We start from the raw sequence: 24,197 nt of genomic DNA, 5'->3' as shown, positions 1-24,197 counted from the left end.
CTGCGGTCATAATGAAGCAGCCGTCATACAGAGGGTCGAGTGCGCGATGAGCGAATATTCCCTGTTTACCTCCGAGTCCGTTTCCGAAGGTCATCCTGACAAGATTGCTGACCAGATTTCTGATGCGGTGCTGGATGCCATTATCGCCCGTGACAAGCAGGCGCGTGTTGCCTGTGAAACGATGGTGAAGACGGGTGTTGCCATTATTGCGGGTGAAATTACCACCTCAGCATGGGTCGATCTCGAAGCGCTGGTGCGTGATGTGATCACCGATATCGGCTATACCTCCTCACAGGTAGGCTTCGATGGCGCCACCTGTGGCGTGATCAACCTGATCGGCAAACAGAGTGTGGATATTGCTCAGGGCGTTGATCGCACCAAACCCGAAGATCAAGGGGCGGGTGACCAGGGCTTGATGTTCGGTTACGCCACCAACGAAACCGACTCCTTCATGCCGGCCCCTATTCACTACTCCCATCGCCTGGTCGAGCGTCAGGCCGAGCTGCGCAAGCATGGCCTGCTGCCCTGGCTGCGTCCGGATGCGAAGAGTCAGGTCACCTTCCGCTACAATGCCGAAGGCCAACCCTGTGGCGTGGATGCCGTGGTGCTGTCGACCCAGCATGACCCTGAAATCGACCAGGAAGACCTGCGCAAGATGGTCAAGCGCGAAATCATCGAGCAGGTGATTCCCGCAGAGTGGCTGGATGCGAATACCCAATACCATATCAACCCGACCGGCAAGTTCGTGATCGGTGGCCCAGTGGGCGACTGTGGTTTGACGGGGCGTAAAATCATCGTCGATACCTACGGCGGCATGGCCCGTCACGGCGGTGGTGCGTTCTCGGGCAAGGATCCGTCCAAGGTAGACCGCAGCGCGGCCTACGCAGGCCGTTACGTGGCGAAGAACGTGGTTGCTGCAGGCTTGGCCGACAAGTGCGAGATCCAGGTGTCTTACGCCATCGGCGTGGCAGAACCCACCTCCGTGTCGATCGACACCTTCGGCACAGGCAAGATCGACGATGCGAAAATCGTCGAACTGGTGCGCGAGCACTTTGATCTGCGCCCCTACGCGATCACCACCATGCTCGACCTGCTGCACCCGATGTATCGTCTGACCTCTGCCTACGGCCACTTTGGTCGCGAGCCGTTCGAGCATAGCTACCGTTGGACGGACGACAAAGGGGAAGAGCATACCGAGACGTTTACGGCGTTCCCTTGGGAGAAAACCGACAAGGCCGACGCGCTGCGCAAGGCGGCTGGTTTGTAAACACGGATTGGCTCGATGCTGTCCTCACGCCCCTGGCTTACCGCCAGGGGCGTTTTTGTTTGGGCTGGCAGGCCAAGGATTGCGACGCGAATGATTTGCGCTTATATTGCGATCGCGCGTAAATGAGTATCAGTCTCTATACGGCGCTGCCTATGACGCCTCTAACTATCGTGATGAGTGATCCATGATACGTCTTCTTGCTGTGACCGGATGTTGTACCCTGCTGAGCTTGGCATCCTCCTCTGCCTTGGCGGGAAACACGCAGTATCCTTTGACGCTGAACAACTGTGGCGTTGAGGTCACCTTCGACCAGGCCCCCGAGCGAGCCATTGGCCTGGGGCAAGCCAGTGCCGAAATCATGCTGTTGCTCGGCCTGGAAGACCGGATGGTGGGCACTGCCTTCTGGCCGAACCAGGTGTTGCCGCAGTTGGCCGAGGCCAATGCCAAAGTGGAGGTCTTGACGGTCGAATTTCCTACCTTCGAGTCTCTTCTGGCCAAGGAGCCGGACCTCGTGACGGCGGCCCTGCCTAGCCTGATAGGCCCCTCCAGCAGAGTGGCCACCCGTGAAGACTTCGACAGCGTGGGGGTGGCGACTTACCTGTCCCCCAATACTTGCGTTGCCGAAGAGGCGGCCCAGGACAAGTTCGGCTACGGCAGTCGCGACCAGCGCTGGAGCATGGACGGCCTGTATCAGGAGATCGATGAGATTGCCCGAATCTTCGACGTCAACGACCGAGGCCAGGCGCTGATCGAGGATCTGGAGCAGCGTGAAGCCGCCCTGCGGGCCGCCACCCCCGAAGGTCGCGAACCGCTCTCTTTCGTCTTCTGGTTCTCCAGCCCGTCGCCGTCTGCGGACGCTTATCTTGGCGGCAAGAACGGTGCCTCCGGCTTTATCGCCGACGTGTTGGGCGGTACCAATGCCATCGACGCTGATGCGGAGTGGCCAGCCCTTGGGTGGGAAAGCATCATCGCGTCCGACCCGGATGTCATCGTGGTCGCCCGCGTCGATCGTAATCGCTGGGATCTGGACAACGCAGAGGCCAAGATCGAGTTCCTCAACTCGGACCCCGCCACCCGTGAAATGAGAGCGGTGCAGAACGGAGCCATCGTGGTCATGGATGGCCATGCCATGGACCCGACGGTGAGAACGATCTTCGGCGCTGAGCAAGTGGCGGAACAGCTCGAGGCGCTGGGTCTGAGATGAGCGCCACCATTGGCATGCCGCAAGTGGTTGAGCGTCTGCCCCGGCTGGTGTGGGTGGCAGGCTTGCTGCTTGGCTCACTGGTCGCGATTGGCCTGGTCGTGGGCATCAGCGTCGGGATCGGCGATATGCCGATCCCGCTCTCCACGACCTATGCGGTGATCACCAACAAGCTCGGCTGGACGTCCTTCGAACTCAATCGCATCCACGAAGCCATCGTCTGGGATTACCGCTTGAGCCGGGCGCTGGTGGCGGCCTTTTGTGGTGCGGGTCTGGCACTGGCTGGCGCCATCATGCAATCGATGCTGCGCAATCCGCTGGCAGAGCCTTATGTGCTGGGTATCTCTGCCGGAGCATCCACCGGGGCTGTGCTGGTCGTCATGCTGGGGCTGGGCGCTGGCGCGGTGTCGCTATCCACCGGGGCGTTCGTGGGAGCCTTCGCTGCTTTTCTGTTCGTGGCGCTACTCTCGAACGGGGCGCGGGGCGGCGCCGATCGCACGATATTGGCCGGGGTCGCGGCCTCGCAGCTGTTCAACGCCGTGACCTCCTATTTCGTTACCACCGCTGGCAATGCCCAGCAGGCCCGGGACGTGATGTTCTGGCTGCTTGGCAGCTTCGGTGGCGTACGCTGGCCTGATTTTTTGCTGGTGTCGGTGGTGGTCGGGCTGGGGCTGGTGGCCTGCCTATGCTATGCGCGGGTGCTGGATGCCTTTGCCTTCGGCGATGAGGCTGCCGCTTCGCTGGGGGTCAACGTCGGCCGAACGCGGCTCGTCCTGTTCGCCCTTACCGCCGTCATGACGGCGGCCATCGTCAGTATGGTGGGCACGATCGGCTTCGTGGGGCTGGTGGTGCCTCACGCGGCCCGCTTCGTGGTCGGGCCACGCCACTCACGGCTACTGCCTGCCTGTGCCATGGTGGGGGCAATTTTCATGGTCTTGGCGGACATTGCCTCACGAGTATTGATTCCCCAGCAGTCCCTACCCATCGGCGTCGTCACGGTACTGGTAGGCGTGCCGTTCTTCGCGGTCATTCTTTATCGGTTACAGCGCACATCATGAGTATCAAGGCCGAACATCTGGTCTGGAAAATTGGCTCTAAAACGGTGATCGATGGGGTCTCCTTCGAGGCCGAGCCGGGCAAGCTGCTGGGCTTGCTGGGCCCTAATGGTTCCGGCAAGACCTCTCTGCTACGGTTGCTGGCGAGGCTCAAGAATCCTCACGCCGGACGAGTTCTGCTGGACGGCCAGGACCTCGCCACCTATCGGCGTCGTGCCATCGCCCAGCGAGTTGCCTTCATCGAGCAGCACGCCACCACCAACGCCAGCCTCAAGGTCATCGACGTGGTCAAGCTGGGGCGCTTTCCCCACCGCACGATGCTTTCGGGGTGGACCCGTGAAGACGATCGAGCGGTCAACGAGGCACTCGAGCGTACCGGCATGAGCGGGAAGCGCGATGATGCCTGGCAAAGCTTGTCTGGCGGTGAAAAGCAGCGTACCCATGTGGCGCGGGCACTGGCTCAATCCCCCAGCGAGCTGATCCTCGACGAGCCGACCAACCATCTCGACGTGCAGCACCAGATAAGCCTGCTGCGGTTGATTTCCAGCCTGCCGATGACCAGCATCATCGCGCTCCATGACCTCAATCACGCCGCCATGTACTGTGACCGCCTGATCGTCATGCAAGCGGGGCGGATCGTTGCCTCAGGCACCCCTCAGGACGTATTGACCCAGCGCCTGCTGCGCGAGGTCTTCTCCGTCGATGCCCACATCGAAACCTCCCCGCATCATGCGCGTCCGCATATCCATTTTGCCCGCTAGCGGCAGCCCCGGCGCTGATGTTGCGTTGTTGCATCACGCCCAGTTTGAGTTAAGTTAACGTTAGTACGGTGGTTCAGGCGCGGTGGTGCAGGCACCGATGGTTTTGCTGATCATCAGGGGGGGGGCGGCGATGGTGTGGCGGTGGATATTCAGAGCAGGGTGGCTGAGTGGCCTGTGCGCTCTGGCGCTGACGGCGCAGGCCGAGGAGTGCCCGGCATGGCCACAGGAGCGCCTTGTTCAAGAGCGCCAGACGCTGGCCGAGCATATCGCGCTGTGGGACCGTGCCTACCATGACGAGGGTGAGTCGCTGATTGCCGATGAGCTCTACGATCAGGCCCTGGCGAGGCTGGCGCATTGGCAAACCTGTCTGGACGATACCACGCCCCACCGTCCCCTGACCCGATCCACCCGTAGCGATGGCACGGTGACTCACGCGGCTCCACAAACCGGGCTCTACAAGGCCGACGAGGCCGGAGTGCGGCGTTTTACCAGTCGTCGCCAGGGGCTATGGATCCAGCCCAAGGTGGACGGTGTAGCGGTGACTTTGCGCTATCGGCAAGGGGAATTGGTCGAAGCGGTCAGCCGCGGCGACGGGGAGCGCGGCCAGGACTGGACCGAGCGCGTTCGGCAACTGCCGGATGTGCCTGCTTCGCTGCCCGAGCCGCTATCGGCGGTGTTCCAGGGCGAGCTCTATTGGCTGCTTGATCGGCATATCCAGTCGCAAGCTCCCGAGATTGGCGCGCGCGGTGCGGTGGCCGGGGCCATGGCGCAGCAGGCACCCAGTGAGGCGACGCTTTCCCGCGTAGGCTTGTTCGTGTGGGATTGGCCCGATGGGCCTACCGAGATGACGGAGCGGCTGGCGCGACTGACGGCACTGGGGTTCGATACGGCCGAGTACACGCACCCGGTTGCGGGCCATCAGCAAGCGGCCGAATGGCGCGAGCGGTGGTTCAACGAGCCGCTGCCCTTCGCTACCGATGGCGTGGTGCTCAAGCAGGCCGAACGCCCTGGTATTCGTCACTGGTCGGCGTCGCCTCCGGAGTGGGCCGTCGCCTGGAAATACCCCGCGCAGCAAGCGCTGGCCCATGTGCGTGGTATCGAGTTTCGGGTGGGGCGTACTGGGCGAGTGACGCCCGTGTTATGGCTGTATCCCGTGAGCCTGGAAGGGCGCAGCATTCGTCGTGTATCGCTAGGGTCGCTGGAGCAGTGGCAGGCCTGGGATGTTCGCCCAGGAGACCACGTCGCCGTGACGCTGGCAGGGCTGACGATTCCTCAAGTCACCAGCGTAGTCTGGCAGAGTGCTGAGCGGGCGCCGCTCAGTGTGCCATCGCCAGCGCGTTATGATCTGCTGAGTTGCCTGACGCTGACCCCCGATTGTGATGCCCAGCTATTGGCACGCCTGACCTATCTGGGGAATCAGCTAGGTATGCGTGGCATCGGCGAAGGCACTTGGCAGGCCTTGATGCGTGCCGGGGTCGTGACGGAGCTGCTGGGCTGGCTGGCGTTGTCGGAGGCGCAGCTGCAACAGGCCCATGGTATTGGCCCCGCCACGGCCGCCTCGCTGGCGGCACAGTTTGCGGCGGCACGGCAGGCGCCCTATGCCGCCTGGTTGCGTGCGCTGGGCGTACCGCCGGGCGGCAGCGCCGAGCTGGGGGAGTGGGCAACGCTGGAAGGACTCTCCCGCGCCGAGTGGCAGGCCCAGCCTGGAGTGGGCCCCGTCCGAGCCGAAGCGCTGGTGGCGTTCTTTGGCCATCCCGAGATCCAGCGGATGGCACGTCAGCTCCAGCAAGCGGGTGTGGAGGGCTTCTAGGCTGTGTATGAAAAGTAGGCGAGCGAAGACCAGACAAGGCAAAAATCGGCGAAAAAACGGAGTTTACATGCTGTAAATGAGTATTTTGAGCCGATTTTTAACGCCGTATGGTCGAGCACAGCCAGTTTTCAGGCAGAGCCTAGGCCAGCCCGGTCAGGTAGAGCATCATCCCCAGATAGAACGGGATCAGCAGTGGCGCCAATAGCGTCGTGGTCAACACGGCCAGGGCGCCTTTTTGGGGCTGAATGCCCAGCTCCATGGCCACGACCACCACATTGGAGGCCATCGGTACCACCCCCAGCAACAGCAGCGCCATGGCCAGCTCCGGTGCCAGCGGCGTCAGCTGTTGCAGCACCAGCACGGCACCGACCATGACCAGTGGCCACAGCACGTAGCGCAGCCCCACGCAGGCTGCCACGAAGCGCGTATCCCAGGCGGCCAGCGTCACCTGGCTGAGCGTCATGCCAATGATCATCATGCCCAGCAGGGTGTACGTGGCGGGAAAGACGGCCAGCGAGTTCATCATGGGCTCTGGGAGCACTACACCCAGCGAGCTGAGCAGCAGGGCCAGCAGGAAGGCATAGACCAGCGGCAGGCGGGCAATCTTGATCAGACTCTGGCGCACTGAGAAGTGCCCTCGCGCGCTCAGGTAAAAGCCCACGGTAAATTCATACAGGTTGATCCCCAGCATGCAGAACAGGTACAGCGTGACGCCCTCCGGCGGCAGCAAGATCAGCGCCACGGGCAGGCCGAAATAGCCGGTGTTGCCGGTGCCGGAGGAAAAGGCCAGCAGAGCACCCTCCTGGGGGCCGAAGCGATGGCGGGTCAAGCGATGTACCAGCAGCGCCATGGCGCTGACCAGCAGAAACATGGCCAGCGACAGGGTCAGATAGGCTGCCGTGGGGCCGCCGTTCATCAGCGCGCGGAAAATCGTCAGGGGAGCAATGAGATAGACCAGCAGCGTGGCAATCGGGCGGGGGTCGATCTTGAGCCGCTGGGCCGCAAGGAACCCTAACCCGACATAGCCCAGCAGCATCAACAGTGGCCCCATCAACGTAGCGGGTGCTAAATCCATTTCTCCTCCTTGAATGTTGTCTGCCGTTCAACATGAGCCGAATTGAAGATCGTGCGTGAAATCTTTCATTAGCCGCCACGCGGGTAAGCAGCGAGAATACCTCACATAATGATCACTTTGTTGTACTGCGAGGATACACCATGAGCAGCCAGGAACATCCGTTAGGTATCAGCTTCGAGTTTTTTCCGCCCAATACCGATGCCGGCCGGGAGAAGCTGATTCACGTGCGCGATGAGCTGGCCGCATGTAACCCTCGCTTCTTCTCGGTGACCTACGGGGCTGGCGGGTCCACGCAGGCGCGTACCCGCGATATCGTGCGTACCGTGAGTGAGAGCGGTATTACCACTGCCCCGCACCTTTCCTGTATCGGCAGCGAGAAAGCCCAGCTACGTGACCTGCTGGCCCAGTATCAGGCGGAAGGCGTGGATAGTCTGGTGGCGCTACGTGGCGATATGCCGTCCGGCATGGGCAGTATCGGCGAGCTGCGCTACGCCAACGAGCTGGTCGAGTTCATCCGTGCCGAAACCGGTGATCACTTCGATATCGCCGTGGCGGCCTATCCAGAATCTCATCCACAGGCTCCCAGCCTCGACAAGGATGTGGAAAACTTTGCCCGCAAGATGAACGCGGGCGCCAATATGGCGATTACCCAGTACTTCTTTACCGCCGATGCCTACTTCCACTTCGTGGACAAAGCGCGGGCGCTGGGTGTCGAGCAGCCGATCATTCCCGGCATCATGCCCATCACCAACTACACCAAGCTGGCGCGCTTTTCCGATGCCTGCGGTGCCGAAATCCCCCGCTGGATTCGCAAGCAGCTTGAAGCCTATGGCGATGACAGCGAGGCTATCGCGGCCTTTGGCACCGAGGTGGTGACGCGCCTGTGCGAGCGCCTGCTGGATGGTGGTGCGCCGGGGCTGCACTTCTATACGTTGAACCAGGCCGCACCGGTCATGAAGATCGTCGATAATCTCACCTGACCGGTTGCCGGTGTGATCCATGAGAACCGACCTGCGCCCTCTGGCGCAGGTCGGTTTTTTTGATGGGGGTGCCACAGGCGCCGCGGTGGAAGGCCCGGCTTGGAGGGTGGGCAAGGCATGGCTAACCACCGTATGATGCCTGCTCATTGAGCCGTGACGGGAGCAGGAAACGATGTGGCTGATAGCTGCCATGTTCGCAGTGACCTATGTGGGAATGGCCGTGGGGCGGCTACCCGGTTTGCAGGTGGACCGTGCATGGATAGCGCTCTCTGCAGCCTGTGTACTGCTGCTGACCGGCACCGTGAGCCTGGATGACGTTGGTCAGCATATCGATGTAGGTGCCCTGGTGTTGCTGCTGGCGCTGATGCTGGTATCGGCACAGTTCGGCTTTTCCGGCGTCTACGGGCGTTTGTCTGCGCTGATCATGCGCCACGCCGAGCGTCCAAGCGTCCTGTTGCTGGGCGTCGTGCTGCTGGGTGGTGTGCTGTCGGCACTGCTGGTCAATGACATCGTGGCCTTTGCGATGACGCCGCTGCTCTGTCAGGCGCTGTTGGTTCGTGGCCTGGATCCTCGCCCCTATTTATTGGCGTTGGCGTTGTCGTGTAACGCAGGCTCGGCTGCCAGCCTGATCGGTAACCCGCAGAACATTCTCATTGGGCAGGTCGGCGGGCTCGATTTTTGGGCCTACAGCCTTCAGGCACTGGTGCCCTCCGTTGCCGCACTGGGCATCACCTACGCCGTCATCTGGGCCATGTGGCGTCACCGCTGGGTGTTGAACGAGCCAGGGGCGGCACCTATGCCGCTGAGCGTGTCCCAGGAAAGTCTGCGCTATAAGCCGCTGTTGGCAGCCATAGCGCTGCTGATCCTGTTCTCGACCCCGCTGCCTCGCGAATGGTCGGCGCTCGCGGTAGCGCTGGTATTGATGATGTCGCGCCACGTCGCCAGCCACCGATATGTACAGGCGGTAGACTGGAACCTGTTGCTGCTGTTCATGGGGCTCTTCATTGTCACCGGCAGTGTCGCTGCCTTGCCGGAGGCGGGGGTGTTGGTCAACCAGTGGCTGGGGGCGGAAGGTGTGCCGGATGACCCGTGGCGCATGGCCGGGATCTCGCTGGTGGCCAGCAACGTGATCGGTAATGTGCCTTTTGTGATCTTGCTACTCGGGCTGTTCCCGCAACTGCCCGAGGCCACGCTGGTCATGCTGGCGGTCATGTCCACGTTGGCGGGTAATTTGCTGCTGATTGGCAGTGTGGTGAATCTGATCGTGGCAGAGGGGGCCAGGCGGCAGGGCGTTCACCTTGGCTTTCTCACCTTTGCCAAGGCCGGTATTCCGGTGACGCTGTTATCGATGCTGGTAGCGGGTGGGTGGTTTGCATTAGGCGTGCGCTGACAAAAAGGCCGACTCTCATGAGTCGGCCTTTTGCGTTGATGGCTTGTCAGGTGGCGGTGGGAGCCGGTTTCGGTCCGTGCAGCTTGCGCTGCATCAAGAACATGGCCACACCGATACCTAGTCCGGCAATGTCGGTGAAGATACCGCCGTAGATCAGGAACAGCGCGCCGATCATCAGCACCAGCCGTTGCCATACCTGGATCGAGCCAAAGAACCATGCTTGTACCGTGGCCGACAGCATGAAGATACCGATCGACGCCGTAATCGCGACGCGAACGATCTGCAGCGGCGTGCCTTCCATCAGCATGGCAGGGCTATAGAAGAACATGAACGGTACGATAAAGGCCGCCAACCCTACCTTGAACGAGGTAATGGAGGTTTGCATGGCGTTATCGCCAGAAATACCGGCAGCGGCATAAGAGGCCAGTGCCACTGGCGGGGTGATCGCCGACATGACGGCGAAGTAGAAGACGAAGAAGTGCGCAATCAGTGGCTGAATGCCGATGTTGATCAGGCCAGGCGCCACGACGGAAGCCGCCACGGCATAGGCCGCCGTGGTGGGCATGCCCATCCCCAGCAGAATGGAGATACACATGGCGAAGAACAGGGCCAACAGTTGGCTCACGCCCGCCATGCCCAGCAGCAGCGACGAGAAACGTGCGCCCACGCCGGTCAGGGAAATGACGCCCACGATCAGGCCTGCACAGGCACACACGGCAATGATCTGGATCGACATGGTGCCTGCCAGCTGCAGGGCCTTGAGGATTTCACGAATGCCCATCTTGTTGGGTGAAATCCAGCTCACCACGGCAGCCGCAGCTGTGGCCAGGGTGCCCGCACGGATGACCGAGTACCCCATGAACAGGGCGTAGATCAGGATGATGATCGGCGCAAACAGGTACGCGTGACGGGCCAGTTTGCGGAACTGCGGGATTTCATCCTTGCGCATACCGCGCATGCCTTTCTTCGCGGCTTCCAGGTCGACCATGAAATAGACTGACAGGAAGTACAGCGCGGCCGGAATCAGCGCGGCAACGGCAATCTCGCGATAGGGAATGCCGGTGATTTCCGCCATGATGAAGGCACCTGCGCCCATGATCGGCGGCATGATCTGGCCGCCGGTCGAGGCAGCGGCTTCGATCGCCCCTGCGCTACGGCCCGGATAACCTACCTTCTTCATCAGCGGGATGGTCAGAGAGCCGGTGGAGACCACGTTGCCCGCTGAGGTACCGTTGATCATGCCCATCAGGCCAGAAGCGAAAATCGACACCTTGGCCGGACCGCCCCGCGAGCGCCCTGCAGCGGCAAAGGCGAAGTTGACGAAGTAGTCGCCCACTTTCGAGGCTTGCAGGAACGCTGCAAAAATAATGAACAGAATGATGTAAGTGGAGGAGACCGCCGTCGTTTGCCCGAGCACCCCGATATCGGTGTAGAGCTGGCTGAAGAAGCGGTTGACCGACAGGCCCGGGTAGCTCAGGAAGCCAGGCAGGTAAGGGCCGCCAAACACATAGGCCAGAAAAATGGCAGAAATGATGACCAGTGCATTACCTGCTACGCGGCGGGTCAGCTCCAGAATCAGCAGCGAACCGGCCATGGCGGCGTAGGTAATGCCAACCGGGGCAAAAGAGGTGCCCGTGGACATACGCAGTGGCGTATTGTAAACCGTGATCAGATAACCCGCGCTGGCCAGTGCGACGATCATCAGCACCAGGTCAGGCATGGAGAATTTGGAGCGCTCCTGGCGATAGAACCAGGACAGCAAGATAGCCCCTACCGTGGCGAGCAGCATCGGGTAGCCGAAGTGCCAGGTTTCCACGTGAGGGTCGATACGCATGGCGCCCCCGGAAAGGGCTTGCCACATCAGAAAGGCCTGTACCAGCGCGTAGCCTGCAGGCAGTAGCAGCGCGGCACCTAGCAGTGTCAGCCACTTGGGCGACTCATCGCTGGCGTCGCTGGCAAATCGTGCTCCAGTGAACAGGCCAAAGCCAAGGATCAGGGCGCCTGCCACGTGAATGATCCGGTAGGTCCATGTTTCCATGGGAATCGCGTTCAACGTAATCAGGTGAAACAGCGAGTAGGCGATGGCAACGCCGGCGAAAAGCATCCACTGCCAGCCGGTAAACAGACGACGGTTTGACTCGACGACCTCTTCGTCGACACCTTCGGCGAGTATGGCCTTGGCGTCCTGTTGCTCAATAGGGTCGCTAGCGGGTGCAGCCGGGTTGGGGCTGCCGGTGTTGTTGCTCATGGAGGTTACCCTTGGGATGGATCGTCAGCGAAGGTGCTTGGGTAATTCAGGAAGTGCTTATTCATGGCCAGAGCGGCAAGAGCCGACCCTGTAAAGAGTCGGCTCTTGTCCTGGTGCGTCAGCGCTTACTGGCGAATCATGTCGTCGGCAATGTCATAGCCGTTTTCATTGAACCAGCGAGCAGCACCGGGGTGGTAAGGCATGACCGTGTTGTACTTGACGTTCTCGGGAATGCTCTCTTCGGCACTGCGGTGGATAGACACCATCCGGTCGTTGTTTTCCATGGTGATGCGCGTGACTTCATACACCAGGCTTTCAGGCAGGTCGCAGCCGGCAATGGCGAAGTTCCACATGGAAACGGCGCGGGCGTCTTCTTCCAGCGTTTCGTAAGTGTTGGCCGGGATCATGAATTCAGAGACCGGGAAGGCGTCGACAATGGTGGCCTGCTCTTCTTCGGTGAACTCGATGATGTTGACGTCAGTTTGAACTTCCAGCTGGCTGACGGCCGGGATCGGTACGCCCGCTGCAAAGGCAACGACGTCCAGCAGTCCATCCTGCAACTGGCCGCCCAGGTCAGACCAGCCGCCGTTACGGCGCTCGAAATTGACGCCCAGCTCTTCGAGGATGGCAGGGAAGTAAACGTCAGAGGTGGAGCCTGCGGGGCCGAAACCAATGCGCGAACCGTCCGGAATATCGGAAATGGAGGTAATGCCGGTGCTGGCCAGGGCCGTGATGGAGAACGGCGTCTCGTACATCGGGAACAGGGCACAGGCGTTATCCATGACGACACCCGGTGCCAGCGGGCTACGGCCGTTCATGGCGTCATCTGCGGGGCCCAGTGTGGTCAGGCCGAAGGCCAGCTCACCCGCGTGAACCAGTGCCAGGTTCTGAGTCGGTCCACCGGTGACTTCACCACCGCCGGTAATGCCACCCAACTGGTCGGCAATCAGGTTAGCCCAGCCAGAACCGTAGATATAGAAGGTGCCGCCTTGGCTGGCAGTACCCACGGTAAAGCTGGAGGGCCAGCCGTCACGATCAACTTCCGCGTGGGCGGTGGTCGCAGCGACCAGCGCGCCGCCAGCCAGCAGGGCAAGAGACTTGGGCATCATATTACGCATGGCGAGATTTCCTAAGCTGTTATTGGGATTATCGTCTGGCATATCGAGAGTGTGGCCAGTGCTTGTTCTAATAAGCAGCTTATATAGAGCGATTGTCATGCCAATAGCTGAGTTTTTATTGGAATACAATCGCTTATAGAAATCTTATTCAACTTTGGTTGAAAGTCGCTCGATGCGTTATGGCTGGCTTTACGCACGAAAGCGAAAAATGAGTGTGCGGTTTTTCGCACACTTTTGATGGTGAGAACGATCTCTCTCGTAGCGACATCTCTGCGTCGCTACTTTGGTTTGCCGGGATCCAGAATACGCACCGGCTGTACATCCTGTACTTTTTGCTCGTCGCGTACCTGATTGACCCGAGTCACCAGCTCCGGCGATGTGTCATCCTCGATCGGCAGCTGTTCGAAGAAATCACAGCTGACGCATTCACGGTAGCGAATGCCATTCTGTTCCCAGGCACGAATGCGGTCCATGGCAGCGCAGCGTGGGCATGTGACCCCGGCAATAAAGCGTTTGATACTCGACATGACAAGACTCCCGATACGCGGCAGCAGGGCTGCCGCGCAGAGATAAAGGGTGGATCAGGCGGCACGAATACCGCTGTGGCGCAGCAACGGTGCCACACTGGGCTCGCGACCACGAAACGCGACGAACAGCTCGGCAGCATCGCGGGCGCCGCCCTGTTCAAGGATCTCTTCCTTGAAGCGCTGGCCGGTGGCAGGGTCAAAAATACCCGCTTCTTCGAAGGCGCTCCAGGCGTCGGCAGAGAGCACTTCGGCCCACTTGTAGCTGTAGTAACCCGCCGCATAGCCCCCTGCAAAGATGTGGCTAAAGCTGTTCTGGAAGCGATTGAAGGGCACCACGGGAACCACCGAAGTGTGGCGGCGTACATCGTCCAGCAAACGTTGGACATCGGCAGCGCTGGGTGCTTCCAGCTCATGGTGCAGGCGCATGTCGAAGAGTGAAAACTCTATCTGGCGCAACATGCCCATGGCGGACTGGAAGTTCTTGGCCGCCTGGAGACGCTCGAACAGTGCATCGGGGAGCGGCTCGCCGGTATCCACGTGCCTGGACAGTAGTGCTAGCCCCTCTTTTTCCCAACAGTAGTTCTCCATGAACTGGCTGGGCAGTTCGACCGCGTCCCAGGCCACGCCGTTGATGCCAGAAACATCGGCGATGTCCTGCTTGGTCAGCATGTGGTGCAAGCCGTGGCCGAACTCGTGGAACAGCGTCGTGACTTCGTCGTGGGTCAGCAAGGCGGGTTTGCCGCCCACCGGGGCGGTGAAATTACAGGTCAGGAAGGCGACCGGCAGTTGCAGGCCATGTTCCGTCTGGCGGCGTACTCGGCAGTCCGCCATCCAGGCGCCTCCACGCTTGCCCTCTCGGGCGTAAAGGTCGAGGTAGAAACCCGCAATCGGCTTGCCTTGCTCGGTAATTCTGAAAAACCGCACATCGTCATGATAGCTGGCCACGCTGGCATCTTCCGCTACCTGTACGTTGTAGAGGCGCTCGATGACCTGAAACAGCCCGTTGACCACATGAGGGGCGGGAAAATAGGGGCGTAGCTGTTCCTGGGAGAGGTCATGACGTGCCACGCGCAGCTTTTCACTGGCATAGGCGACATCCCATGGCTGCAGCGTGTCGAGCCCGAGCTCATCACGGGCATAGGCGCTGAGCTCGGCAAACTCCTGCTGGGCTTGCGGTTTGGCACGCTGGGCCAGGTCTTCGAGAAAGTCGAGTACCTGGGTGGGCGAATCGGCCATCTTGGTGACCAGCGAGTAGTCGGCGTAGGTGTCGAAGCCGAGCAGGCGGGCCAACTCCTGGCGCAGGGCCAGTGTTTCTTCCAGAATCGGGGCGTTATCAAACTGACCCGCCTTTGGGCCCTGATCGGAAGCACGTGTCACGAAGGCGGTATACACTTCCTCACGCAGTTCACGGTTGTCGGCATAGCTGACGATCGGAAAGAAGCTGGGGAAGTCGAGTGTAATGCGGTAACCCTCTGCGCCTTTTGCCTCTGCCAGTGCTTTCAGCGTTTCCAGAGCGCTTTCCGGCACGCCTGCCAGCAGTGCCGGGTCGGTGATGTCCTTGTGCCATGCCTGTGTGGCATCCAGCACATGGTTGGAAAACTGATTGGACAGCGTGGAGAGACGCGCCTGTATGTCGCCGTAACGCGCCTTTTGTTCGGCAGCAAGGTCTACGCCAGCCAGGCGGAAGTCACGCAGCGCGTTATCAACGGTGCGCCGTTGGGCAGTGCTCAGGTCGTGCCAGGCAGGACCTTCCTTGAGGGCCTGCCAGCCCTTGAAGAGCCCTTCATGTTGGCCTACCCAGGTGCCGTAGGCCGACAGTTTTTCCAGGCAGCCTTGGTAGGCGTCACGCAGCTCTTGGCTGTTCATGGTGCTGTTGAGGTGCAACACCGGCGACCAGGCTTGAGAAAGGCGGTCGTTCACGGCTTCCATGGGTGCAGCAAAGTTGTCCCACGTAGGGGGCTGCTGAGCGGCTTGCTGAGCGAGGTGTTCGATGGCGTCGCGACCCTCATCGAGCAGTTGTTCTACCGCGGGTAGCACGTGTTCGGCACGAATGTCGGCGAAAGGGGGGAGCTCATGGCTCTCTAGCAGCGGGTTGCGGGACATAGGCACCTCTGGTGGCGGCAGGTTGGTTCGTTCGGGCGCATGAAGCGTCCGTGGATAATGACACAGTGCGGGCAGCCGAGGTCAGTTTCAATGGCGGCATTGGCCTGGGGGCATGCGCCTGCTAGTCTTGCCGCCTTTTGATACGTCGAATCGAGAGCCGCCAAGGCAGGAGCAGATGATGAGTGAAACGCTGGAGCGTTGGGGGTCGAAGCGTGCCTTTATTCTCGCGGTGACCGGTGCCGCGGTGGGGCTTGGCAATATTTGGCGTTTTCCCTATGTGGCGGGGGAAAATGGCGGGGCGGCCTTCTTGCTGATTTACGTGGCGTTTGTCCTGTTGCTGGGACTGCCCGTGATGATGGCGGAAATACTCATTGGCCGCGCTGGCCGACGAGGACCCATGCAGTCACTGGGCGTACTGGCCACACAGGCGGGTGCCTCACCCCACTGGCGCTGGCTGGGGCTGTTCGGCGCGCTGACGGTGTTTTGCATTCTGTCGTTTTATTCCGTGGTGTCCGGCTGGTCGATCGAGTTTCTGGTGGCGTCCATCAATGGCAACTTTGAGGGTGCCAGTGCCGCCGAGATCGGCGCTGGCTTTGACGCTTTTCTGGCCAATCCAGGGCTGCTGATTTTCAACCATTCACTGTTTCTGTTCATGACCATGACGGTGGTAGCGGCTGGCGTCGCGAAAGGCTTGGAACGGCTCAATAATCTATTGATGCCGGTGCTCTATGGCCTGCTCCTGCTGTTAGCCATTTATGCCATGACCACCAGTGGTTTTGGGGCCGCGCTGCATTGGCTGTTCATGCCGTCTTTCGAAAACGTTACCGCATCGGTGGTGCTACATGCCATGGGGCACGCTTTTTTCACCCTGGCCGTAGGGGCGTGTGCGTTGATGGCCTACGGGGCTTATATGCCGGATGAACAGAGCCTGCCGAAAGCCGCTTGTGCGGTGGCCGTGCTGGACATCAGCGTGGCGCTGCTGGCGGGTATCGCGATCTTTTCGGTAGTGTTTGCCCAGGGGATGGACCCGGCGGACGGGCCAGGACTGATGTTCGTGACACTGCCCATTGCCTTCTCCGAGTTGCCTTGGGGCTCCCTGTGGCTGAGCGTGTTCTTTTTGCTGCTGCTGTTGGCAACATGGACGTCAGCCATCAACCTGGCCGAGCCGATGGTGGCCACGTTGCAGGGCCTTGGCTGGCGGCGCAGCGTTTCCACGGCCGTCGTGGCGATCAGTGTCTGGCTGCTGGGGCTGCTGTCGGCGTTCTCTTTTTCTCACCTGGCGGAGTTTCGGCCACTGTTTGGGCGCAACGTGTTCGAGCTGGTCAGCAGTATTCCCCCCGATATCTTCCTGCCCATGGGAGGATTGCTGATTGCCATCTTTGCGGCCTGGGTGATGCCACAGGCTCAGGTGATGCGCACCTTGGGCGTAGGGGAGCGAGGCTTTCTAGTGTGGCAGCGTCTGGTGCGCTGGGTTTCCATTCCGTTGACGTTCATCGTTCTGCTGGGTGGATTGCTATAGTGGTTCTTATGTGGCTGATAGGAGAGTCTTCATGAGCAATGCCTTACGCGCGTTTCACGCACACTCCCCTACGCTGGGCGAGCGTGTCTATATCGATCCGGCCAGTGTCGTGATAGGTAACGTCACCTTGGGCGACGACTGCTCGGTGTGGCCCATGAGCGTGATCCGTGGCGATATGCACCGGATTACCATTGGGGCGCGCACCAGCGTGCAGGACGGCTGCGTGCTGCATATCACCCACGCCAGCGATTTCAATCCGGAGGGCTTTCCTTTGACGATCGGTGACGATGTCACCATCGGTCACAAGGCCATTCTTCACGGCTGTACGTTGGGCAACCGTATTCTGGTGGGCATGGGCGCCATCGTCATGGATGGCGCGGTGGTGGAAGACGAAGTGATCATTGCGGCGGGAGCGGTGGTGACACCTGGCAAACGGCTGGAAAGTGGCCATGTATATGCGGGCAATCCTGCCAAGCCGTTGCGGCCTTTGAAAGAGCAGGAGCGGGCCTTTTTCCCCTATACGGCAAGCAACTACGTCAAATTGAAGGACGAGTTTCTGGCACAGCAAGGTGGCTAGCCTAAACCTTTGGTAAACGGCAGCTTTTTTTATATCAGGCCGTGTTGTAGTCTTCGATAATCTGGTAATTTATCCAGTTTTTCAGAGTGCCACGACATGGCCAACTTTCGCACGCACATCACGGTGGCCGCCGCAGGCGGTACGCTCATGGCCTATATGGGCTGGCAGGCGCAGTGGTGGCCCGCGTCGCAATCCTTGCTGATCATTGCGCTGGTTGCCTTCGGCGGCATCCTGCCCGACATAGACGCAGACCGCTCTCGCTCTATCCGTCTGATTTTCAACCTGTTGTCGGTGCCTACCCTGGTATTGGGGGTGTTGATGCTGCAGCCTTGGTTGACGCCTGGGCTGCTGCTGGTGGCTTGTGGTGGTATCTATTTCTCAGTGCGCTATCTGGCCGCGATTCTTTTCTCCAGATTGACCGTTCACCGAGGTATCTGGCATTCGCTGATGGCGGCAGGGCTGTGCGCCTTGGCGACGGCGGCGCTCAGCTTTCATCTGCTGGAGCAACCCGCCTGGTTGGCCTGGTCGCACGGGGCGGCAGTACTGATAGGTTTCATCATCCACTTGGGGCTGGATGAGCTGTTCAGTGTCGATCTGGAGGGGGCGCGGCTGAAGCGCTCGTTTGGTACGGCGCTCAAGCTGGGTGACAGCCGACGCCCGCTCTCCAATCTATTGATGCTCATTGCCATGCTGGTGCTGATACCCTGGGTGCCGCCCTGGGGAGTGCTGCTGGAGTTGATGCATCAGGGATCACTGCTGTGGCGATAATCGTCAGCGCTCAAACCGTGCTTTTTGAGTTTGTCGTAGAACGTCTTGCGCGGGATGCCCAGGTGGCGACACACCTCCGTTACGCGGCCATGGTGGCGCGCCAGTGACTGGCTGATGAGGCTCTTTTCGAACAGTTCTACCTGGCGCGGTAGCGATGGTTCATGGGTATCTGCGGCAACGCCCTCCAGCAAGGCGTCCAGACGATAGTCGAAAGCCGCACCCAGCAAAACGTAACGTTCTGCCAAGTTGCGCAGCTCGCGCACGTTGCCTGGCCAGTCGTGGGCCAGCAGGGCGGCAATGGCCGGGCTGTCCAGCGTCGGCGCTTCCAGCCCGCTACGGTTGGCGGCGACCACGGCAAAGTGTTGAAAAAGGAGCGGGATGTCTTCTCGCCGTTCGCGCAGGGCGGGCAGGGGCAGAGTGACCACATTGAGGCGGTAGTAGAGGTCTTCGCGAAACAGCCCGTCGTCGGCGGCCACCTTGAGATCCACTTTGGTGGCGGCAATGACGCGAATATCGAGCGGCACGGCTTCGTTGGCCCCCAGGCGTTCGACGCTGCGTTCCTGCAGTACGCGCAGCAGTTTGACCTGCAGCGCCATGGGCATGGACTCGATCTCGTCCAGAAACACCGTGCCGCCGTTGGCATGTTCGAACTTGCCGATACGCCGCTCCACGGCCCCCGTGAAAGCGCCTTTCTCGTGACCAAACAGCTCTGATTCGATGGTGTTTTCCGGCACGGCGCCGCAGTTGATGGCCATGAACGGATTATTGCGGCGGGCGCTGCGTTCATGGATCGCACGAGCCACCAGATCTTTCCCCGTTCCAGTTTCGCCAAACAGCAAGACATCGGCCTCTACCTGGCTGATGCGCTGGATCATGGCTGCCAAGCGCGAAATGATTGGCGTGCGGCCGACCAGGCGAGGCCCGAGTGCTGCGTGCTGGACTTCGAGTTCGGCTTTCAGGCGCAGGTTTTCCAGGCTCAGCTGGCGCTTTTCGATGCCGCGTCTGACGACGTCCAGCAGTTGATCGCCCGCAAAAGGCTTTTCCAGAAAATCCCAGGCACCGGCGCGCATCGCTTCTACCGCCGTCGAGATGTCGCCATGGCCGGTGATCAGAATGATCGGCAGGGTGGCATCGCGATGGTGTAGTTCATGCAACAAGGCCATGCCATCCATGCCAGGCATGCGGATATCGCTGACGATGACGCCTGGAAAGTCGTCGGGCAACGCTGCCAACGCTTGCTCTGCGGATTCGAAGCAGTAGGGGGTGTAGCCGGCCAGCTCCAGGGTCTGGCTCGCGGTGATACGCAGGTGTGGCTCGTCGTCGATCACCATGACCGGCAGTGTCGACGGTTCATGCATGGTTATTGTTCTCCGTTACTCTCTGCAGCTCGCTGGGGGGCGGCACACGCGTGCGCGGCAAGGAGATCGTGAAGCACGCGCCTCCCTCGGCTCGGTTGCTGGCCTGCAGCTTGCCGCCCAAGTCTTCCATGATACGCGATGAGATGGAAAGTCCTAGCCCCAGGCCGCTGCCTGGTGCCTTGGTGGTGAAAAAGGGCTCGAAGATTCGCGAGACATGTTGTTCGGCGATGCCGGGGCCATTGTCGATGACATGGATATGCACGTGATGGGGCGTGGCCTCGGCCTGCAGTGTGAGTGTGGGCTGGGCGGCGTCTTTCATTGCCTGAATGGCATTGCCAATCAAGTTGACGATGACCTGTTCCAGGCGTACCAGATCTCCCTCTACCCATAGAGTCTCGGACGGCCACTGCGGCGTGACCTGGATATTGCCATCGCGCAGGCGGCTATGAAACAGCCGGAGGGCGTATTCGATGCAGGCCTGAACAGAGATGGTTTCGTGCCGTTCGCTGCTCTTGCGAGAAAATTGCCGTAGCTGAGCACTGATGTCGGCCATGCGCTGGGTCAGCTCGACGATTTGCGCCAAATTGGCATCGGCTTTCTCGATGCGCGTCAATTCGATGAAGCGGCGCGCATTTTCAGCATAGGCGCGGATGGCGGCCAGCGGCTGATTGAGCTCATGATTGATGCCTGCCGCCAGCTGGCCCAATACGGCCAGCTTGGCGGCTTGTATCAACTCGTTCTGGGTTTGCTGAAGATTGGCTTCTGCCCGGCGGCGCTCTTCGATTTCATCGGAAAGGCGTTGATTGCTGGCCACCAGATCGCGTGTTCGACGCTCCACGCTGGCTTCCAGCTCATCGCGCGCGCGCGCCAGAGTCTGTCGTTCACGTTCGGCAAAGGCTTCCCGCTCTCGGCGTAGCCGTAAACGTTGCCAGCCGATGCCCGCGCCCAGTGCAACGACGCCATAGAGGCCTCCTGCCATCAAGGCGGCCACCCATTGGGCGCTGATCACCGAGTTCAATGGCTTGAGAATATGCATCTGCCAGCCAAATTCCGGTAGCGGTCTCGTCAAGCTGAGGTAGCGCTCTCCCTGCAGCGGGCCATGGGCAAAGCTGACAAGGTAGCTGTCGGGGCCATAGGGGGCCTCTACCTCGATGCCGGAGGGGTCGAGCGGCTCGATGGCATAGCGACGCGTTGCGCGAAGACTTTCGCGCTGCGCTTCGTTGAGGGGGTAAAGCGCATTCATGCGCAGCTCGGGTTGGCTGGCCATGAAAATGATCGAGTCGCTGTCCGTGACAAACAGCTCCGCATCTTGCTGTGCCCAGCTCTCTTCGACCTCATCGAGCAGCACTTTGATGACCAGCACACCATCCGGTGTAGCGTCGGGTGATGTATCGTCCAGCCATACGGGGGCAGAAAAGAAGTATCCCCGCTCCAGCGACTGCGTCCCCAGACCGTAAAAACGCCCCTGCCCACCGGCAATGGCATCGGTGTAATAACTGCGGAAGGCGTAGTTATGGCCAATGAAAGTATTGGGGCGATGCCAGTTGCTGGCCGCAATGGTGTAGGCGTCGCGATCCAGCAGATAAACATCCGACACACCTGCCGTAAAGCGAAAGCGGTCCAGCAGCAGGTTCAGTGACATGGGGTCCTGACCTTCGTGCGCAGCCAGGAAACGCTGGATTCCTTCTCGGGTAGAGAGCATTTGGGGCAGGTAATCATAACGGGACAGGTAGCCCGTCAAGTTGGCTGCCGATAGGCGCAGTTCGTTTTCAGCGTCGTCACGCAAATTGCCAAGCGCTTGCTCTCGAGCCAGCTGTGCGGCTTGCCACATGCAGAGCGCAAGCCCCACCGGCAGGATCAGCAGCCAGGCAAGCCGCCAGCGTGGGCCGGATGAGCTCATGCGGAGGTGCGCGTGCCTTGGGCACGGCGTAATGCGCGCTGAGCGCGGGTTTCCGCGCGGGCCATTTCGAGTAACCCCTCTTCCACATACACCAGATGTTCATGAGCGCGGGCTCGGGCATCTTCTGCGCGGCCATCCAGGATGGCATCGAGAAGCGCTCGGTGCTGCTTCATCAACTGTGAGCGGGAGTCTGGCTTGGCAAACAGGTGCGCCAGATTATCCACGATACTCTGCTCCAGGAGATGGAAGATACCGCGAATGGTGTGCAAGAGCAGGACATTGTGCGCTGCTTCGGCAATCGCCAAATGAAACGCGGCGTCCAGCTTGGCTTCCTGCGCAGGGTCGGCGCCGACGAAACCGCCGTCCAACTCCTCGAAGCGCTGTATCAACACGGCTTTGTCGGCGGGTGTCGAGCGCAGTGCAGCATAGTAGGCCGATATGCCCTCCATGGCATCGCGAAACTCCAGCAGATCCAGGTGAAACTCCTTGTGGCGGGAAAGCATTTCCAGCAAGGGGTCGGTATAGCCGCTGTTGAGCGTCTCGTTGACGAAGGTGCCGCCGCCTTGGCGACTGCTCAGTAACCCGCGGGCAGCCAATTTCTGAATGGCTTCTCGCAAGGAGGGGCGGGATACGCCAAAACGCTCAGCCAGTTCTCTTTCAGGGGGCAAGCGCTGCCCGGGTTTCAGGCTTCCTTCCAGAATCATGCCTTCAAGGCGTTCGGTAATCACATCGGCAAGGCGCTGCTGGCGGAGCGGCGGGTAAGACATGAACAGTAGCTCCAATAATTGGTAAGACCAAGAATAAGCAAATTAAGTGTTCTGCTCAAGCGTAGGCAGTACATCAATCTCGTCGGAAATTGGCTCTTTGAACTAAAGTATGGTGGGCGTGGAGGCCGTGATTCATGTTTTATGTTTGACACGATAGACAGGCCTCTCTAATGTTGTTTCTGTTTTTTGTAAATTGGTAAAACCAATTTATATTCTGGCTAAAGTGCTGGCATGCCAAAGAGTCGTAGGTACGCAAGTGCATGTAAGCATGGCTTTTTTGCTGACGTAACAATAACAGCGCAATTTCTCCACAGGGTGCTTCATGATCATTTCTGCCTCCACGGACTATCGCCAGGCTGCCAAGCGTCGCCTTCCACCTTTCCTCTTTCATTATGCGGATGGAGGGTCGTACGCAGAGCACACTCTGCGTCGCAACGTGGATGATCTGCGTGATGTTGCGCTACGTCAGCGGGTGCTGAAGGACATGTCCTCGCTTTCTCTGGAAACCGAGCTGTTTGGTGAAAAGCTTGCCATGCCGCTGGCGCTGGCGCCGGTAGGGCTGGCAGGTATGTATGCGCGGCGGGGTGAAGTGCAGGCTGCCCGAGCGGCCAGCAAAAAAGGCGTGCCCTTTACCTTGTCGACTGTGTCGGTTTGTCCGATTGCCGAAGTGGCGGCAGCGGTCGACCGGCCCATCTGGTTTCAGCTCTACGTCCTGAAAGACCGTGGGTTCATGAAGCATGTGCTGGATCGCGCCAAGGAGGCTGGCGTAAAGACGCTCGTCTTTACCGTGGATATGCCAGTGCCCGGAGCGCGTTATCGTGATGCTCACTCCGGCATGAGCGGCAGGCACGGCCCGACACGGCGTATTCTGCAAGCGGCGTTGCATCCCTTGTGGGCCTGGGACGTGGGTGTCAATGGTCGTCCGCATGACTTGGGGAATGTGTCCGACTATCGCGGTAAGCCAACCGAGCTCGAGGATTACATTGCCTGGCTGGGCGACAACTTCGATCCTTCTATCTCCTGGAAGGATCTTGAGTGGATTCGAGAGCAGTGGGATGGGCCCATGATCATCAAGGGCATTCTTGATGCGGAGGATGCGCGGGATGCGGTGCGATTTGGCGCAGACGGTATCGTGGTATCCAACCATGGCGGTCGTCAGCTGGACGGCGTGCCGTCCACGGCGCGTGCCCTGCCTGCTATCGCGGATGCGGTCAAAGGAGACTTGGCGATTTTGGCAGACTCTGGGGTACGCAGTGGCCTGGATGTCGTCAGGATGATTGCCATGGGGGCGGATACAGTGCTTATTGGTCGGGCATTCATTTATGCGCTGGCGACAGCGGGAGAGGCTGGCGTGACCCACCTGCTCGAGCTGTTTGAAAAAGAGATGCGCGTTGCCATGACGTTGACCGGGGCGCGTACCATTGCAGATCTCGGGCCTGAGTCGCTGGTGTCGAATGCTCTGCGGGTGCTGCCGCAAGAGTAGCTGTGGACAGCGCGGCCTGCGCCGTCAGGGCGCTAATAGACACAGTGCTGCAAGGCTGTGAAATTATTTTACAAAAGCCCTTGCCAACCCGGCAGCGAATCCGTAAAGTACGCATCCGCTGCCGGGGACGCCAAGCGTTACCAGCGGTGAAGAAGGTTGAAAAACCTTCAGTTTGTCAGGAAGTTAGCGTCATCTTTTGGTTGGATTGATCGCTCGCTTCACTCGCTGAAAACAGCCCTTGACAAACACCACGGAATGCGTAGAATACGCCTTCCTCGCTGAGGCAACAC

The 24,197-nt window shown here is 60.1% G+C and carries 19 protein-coding genes; 11 read left to right on the top strand and 8 right to left on the bottom strand.

Features of this window, described 5'->3' with window-relative positions:
* The first annotated feature begins 46 nt into the window (after positions 1 to 46).
* The 5 genes from metK (at position 47) to ligB (ending at position 6,094) form a co-directional block, all read left to right on the top strand.
* Positions 47 to 1,267, top strand: coding sequence for a methionine adenosyltransferase (gene metK / locus FEU76_RS18285; RefSeq protein WP_016915659.1), 1,221 nt, complete (start codon positions 47 to 49; stop codon positions 1,265 to 1,267).
* 184 nt (positions 1,268 to 1,451) lie between these two features.
* Positions 1,452 to 2,471 (top strand): ABC transporter substrate-binding protein, encoded by a 1,020-nt coding sequence (locus FEU76_RS18280; protein ID WP_039183573.1) that lies wholly within the window; start codon positions 1,452 to 1,454, stop codon positions 2,469 to 2,471.
* A complete protein-coding gene (locus tag FEU76_RS18275) occupies positions 2,468 to 3,526 on the top strand; it encodes a FecCD family ABC transporter permease (protein WP_222114809.1) in 1,059 nt (352 codons plus the stop codon). Before FEU76_RS18280 ends, FEU76_RS18275 begins: the two co-directional genes overlap by 4 nt.
* Positions 3,523 to 4,284, top strand: coding sequence for an ABC transporter ATP-binding protein (locus tag FEU76_RS18270; RefSeq protein ID WP_039183576.1), 762 nt, complete (start codon positions 3,523 to 3,525; stop codon positions 4,282 to 4,284). Before FEU76_RS18275 ends, FEU76_RS18270 begins: the two co-directional genes overlap by 4 nt.
* Positions 4,285 to 4,414: 130 nt before the next feature.
* Complete coding sequence (ligB, locus tag FEU76_RS18265) at positions 4,415 to 6,094, top strand: NAD-dependent DNA ligase LigB (RefSeq protein WP_039183578.1); 1,680 nt, start codon at positions 4,415 to 4,417, stop codon at positions 6,092 to 6,094.
* 139 nt (positions 6,095 to 6,233) lie between these two features.
* Here ligB and FEU76_RS18260 read toward each other — a convergent pair whose 3' ends face one another.
* Positions 6,234 to 7,169: an AEC family transporter gene (locus FEU76_RS18260; protein ID WP_016915664.1), complete on the bottom strand. Its 936-nt coding sequence runs from the start codon at positions 7,167 to 7,169 to the stop codon at positions 6,234 to 6,236.
* Between the two features lie 140 nt (positions 7,170 to 7,309).
* Between FEU76_RS18260 and metF the strand changes: the two genes are divergently transcribed.
* The gene (metF, locus tag FEU76_RS18255) at positions 7,310 to 8,149 is read left to right on the top strand and encodes a methylenetetrahydrofolate reductase [NAD(P)H] (protein ID WP_039183579.1); all 840 of its coding nucleotides are present in this window, start codon (positions 7,310 to 7,312) and stop codon (positions 8,147 to 8,149) included.
* Between the two features lie 172 nt (positions 8,150 to 8,321).
* A complete protein-coding gene (locus tag FEU76_RS18250; RefSeq protein ID WP_144984943.1) occupies positions 8,322 to 9,539 on the top strand; it encodes an SLC13 family permease in 1,218 nt (405 codons plus the stop codon).
* 46 nt (positions 9,540 to 9,585) lie between these two features.
* On the opposite strand, the gene FEU76_RS18245 is transcribed toward FEU76_RS18250, so the two are convergent.
* The 4 genes from FEU76_RS18245 to prlC all read right to left on the bottom strand — a co-directional run bounded on the left by FEU76_RS18245 (position 9,586) and on the right by prlC (position 15,535).
* Entirely contained in the window at positions 9,586 to 11,787 is a 2,202-nt protein-coding gene (locus tag FEU76_RS18245; RefSeq protein ID WP_144984940.1) for a TRAP transporter permease, read from the bottom strand.
* 125 nt (positions 11,788 to 11,912) lie between these two features.
* Complete coding sequence (locus FEU76_RS18240) at positions 11,913 to 12,905, bottom strand: TAXI family TRAP transporter solute-binding subunit (protein WP_096921703.1); 993 nt, start codon at positions 12,903 to 12,905, stop codon at positions 11,913 to 11,915.
* Between the two features lie 278 nt (positions 12,906 to 13,183).
* A complete protein-coding gene (locus FEU76_RS18235) occupies positions 13,184 to 13,432 on the bottom strand; it encodes a YheV family putative zinc ribbon protein (protein WP_096921702.1) in 249 nt (82 codons plus the stop codon).
* Positions 13,433 to 13,486: 54 nt separating this feature from the next.
* A complete protein-coding gene (gene prlC / locus FEU76_RS18230) occupies positions 13,487 to 15,535 on the bottom strand; it encodes an oligopeptidase A (protein ID WP_039183589.1) in 2,049 nt (682 codons plus the stop codon).
* Between the two features lie 178 nt (positions 15,536 to 15,713).
* Between prlC and FEU76_RS18225 the strand changes: the two genes are divergently transcribed.
* The 3 genes from FEU76_RS18225 to FEU76_RS18215 all read left to right on the top strand — a co-directional run bounded on the left by FEU76_RS18225 (position 15,714) and on the right by FEU76_RS18215 (position 18,399).
* Positions 15,714 to 17,054 (top strand): sodium-dependent transporter, encoded by a 1,341-nt coding sequence (locus FEU76_RS18225; protein ID WP_039183590.1) that lies wholly within the window; start codon positions 15,714 to 15,716, stop codon positions 17,052 to 17,054.
* Positions 17,055 to 17,085: 31 nt separating this feature from the next.
* Complete coding sequence (locus FEU76_RS18220) at positions 17,086 to 17,631, top strand: gamma carbonic anhydrase family protein (protein ID WP_039183592.1); 546 nt, start codon at positions 17,086 to 17,088, stop codon at positions 17,629 to 17,631.
* Between the two features lie 96 nt (positions 17,632 to 17,727).
* Positions 17,728 to 18,399 (top strand): metal-dependent hydrolase, encoded by a 672-nt coding sequence (locus FEU76_RS18215; protein ID WP_096921700.1) that lies wholly within the window; start codon positions 17,728 to 17,730, stop codon positions 18,397 to 18,399.
* Here FEU76_RS18215 and FEU76_RS18210 read toward each other — a convergent pair.
* From FEU76_RS18210 to FEU76_RS18200, 3 genes are read right to left on the bottom strand one after another with little or no spacing between them, the layout of a single operon-like run.
* Positions 18,375 to 19,757, bottom strand: a complete 1,383-nt coding sequence (locus FEU76_RS18210; protein WP_039183597.1) for a sigma-54-dependent transcriptional regulator — start codon at positions 19,755 to 19,757, stop codon at positions 18,375 to 18,377. The two genes, FEU76_RS18215 and FEU76_RS18210, sit on opposite strands and share 25 nt — an antisense overlap.
* On the bottom strand, positions 19,750 to 21,657 hold the full coding sequence (locus FEU76_RS18205; protein ID WP_096921699.1) for a sensor histidine kinase: 1,908 nt from the start codon (positions 21,655 to 21,657) through the stop codon (positions 19,750 to 19,752). The genes FEU76_RS18210 and FEU76_RS18205 overlap by 8 nt, the downstream gene beginning before the upstream one ends.
* Positions 21,654 to 22,424, bottom strand: coding sequence for a GntR family transcriptional regulator (locus tag FEU76_RS18200; protein WP_039183605.1), 771 nt, complete (start codon positions 22,422 to 22,424; stop codon positions 21,654 to 21,656). The genes FEU76_RS18205 and FEU76_RS18200 overlap by 4 nt, the downstream gene beginning before the upstream one ends.
* A 322-nt stretch (positions 22,425 to 22,746) precedes the next feature.
* On the opposite strand from FEU76_RS18200, the gene lldD reads away from it, so the two are divergent.
* Positions 22,747 to 23,907, top strand: coding sequence for an FMN-dependent L-lactate dehydrogenase LldD (gene lldD / locus FEU76_RS18195; RefSeq protein WP_096921698.1), 1,161 nt, complete (start codon positions 22,747 to 22,749; stop codon positions 23,905 to 23,907).
* Positions 23,908 to 24,197 lie beyond the last annotated feature (290 nt).

The organism is Halomonas sp. C22 (assembly GCF_007655045.1).
Lineage (GTDB): Bacteria > Pseudomonadota > Gammaproteobacteria > Pseudomonadales > Halomonadaceae > Vreelandella > Vreelandella hamiltonii.
This window is presented reverse-complemented; position numbering and strand designations above follow the sequence as displayed.

Bases quoted from the DNA above. Each gene is read 5' to 3' on its own strand.
- metK (WP_016915659.1), top strand. From the start codon at position 47: ATGAGCGAATATTCCCTGTTTACCTCCGAGTCCGTTTCCGAAGGTCAT.
- FEU76_RS18280 (WP_039183573.1), top strand. From the start codon at position 1,452: ATGATACGTCTTCTTGCTGTGACCGGATGTTGTACCCTGCTGAGCTTG.
- FEU76_RS18275 (WP_222114809.1), top strand. From the start codon at position 2,468: ATGAGCGCCACCATTGGCATGCCGCAAGTGGTTGAGCGTCTGCCCCGG.
- FEU76_RS18270 (WP_039183576.1), top strand. From the start codon at position 3,523: ATGAGTATCAAGGCCGAACATCTGGTCTGGAAAATTGGCTCTAAAACG.
- ligB (WP_039183578.1), top strand. From the start codon at position 4,415: ATGGTGTGGCGGTGGATATTCAGAGCAGGGTGGCTGAGTGGCCTGTGC.
- FEU76_RS18260 (WP_016915664.1), bottom strand. From the start codon at position 7,169: ATGGATTTAGCACCCGCTACGTTGATGGGGCCACTGTTGATGCTGCTG.
- metF (WP_039183579.1), top strand. From the start codon at position 7,310: ATGAGCAGCCAGGAACATCCGTTAGGTATCAGCTTCGAGTTTTTTCCG.
- FEU76_RS18250 (WP_144984943.1), top strand. From the start codon at position 8,322: ATGTGGCTGATAGCTGCCATGTTCGCAGTGACCTATGTGGGAATGGCC.
- FEU76_RS18245 (WP_144984940.1), bottom strand. From the start codon at position 11,787: ATGAGCAACAACACCGGCAGCCCCAACCCGGCTGCACCCGCTAGCGAC.
- FEU76_RS18240 (WP_096921703.1), bottom strand. From the start codon at position 12,905: ATGCGTAATATGATGCCCAAGTCTCTTGCCCTGCTGGCTGGCGGCGCG.
- FEU76_RS18235 (WP_096921702.1), bottom strand. From the start codon at position 13,432: ATGTCGAGTATCAAACGCTTTATTGCCGGGGTCACATGCCCACGCTGC.
- prlC (WP_039183589.1), bottom strand. From the start codon at position 15,535: ATGTCCCGCAACCCGCTGCTAGAGAGCCATGAGCTCCCCCCTTTCGCC.
- FEU76_RS18225 (WP_039183590.1), top strand. From the start codon at position 15,714: ATGAGTGAAACGCTGGAGCGTTGGGGGTCGAAGCGTGCCTTTATTCTC.
- FEU76_RS18220 (WP_039183592.1), top strand. From the start codon at position 17,086: ATGAGCAATGCCTTACGCGCGTTTCACGCACACTCCCCTACGCTGGGC.
- FEU76_RS18215 (WP_096921700.1), top strand. From the start codon at position 17,728: ATGGCCAACTTTCGCACGCACATCACGGTGGCCGCCGCAGGCGGTACG.
- FEU76_RS18210 (WP_039183597.1), bottom strand. From the start codon at position 19,757: ATGCATGAACCGTCGACACTGCCGGTCATGGTGATCGACGACGAGCCA.
- FEU76_RS18205 (WP_096921699.1), bottom strand. From the start codon at position 21,657: ATGAGCTCATCCGGCCCACGCTGGCGGCTTGCCTGGCTGCTGATCCTG.
- FEU76_RS18200 (WP_039183605.1), bottom strand. From the start codon at position 22,424: ATGTCTTACCCGCCGCTCCGCCAGCAGCGCCTTGCCGATGTGATTACC.
- lldD (WP_096921698.1), top strand. From the start codon at position 22,747: ATGATCATTTCTGCCTCCACGGACTATCGCCAGGCTGCCAAGCGTCGC.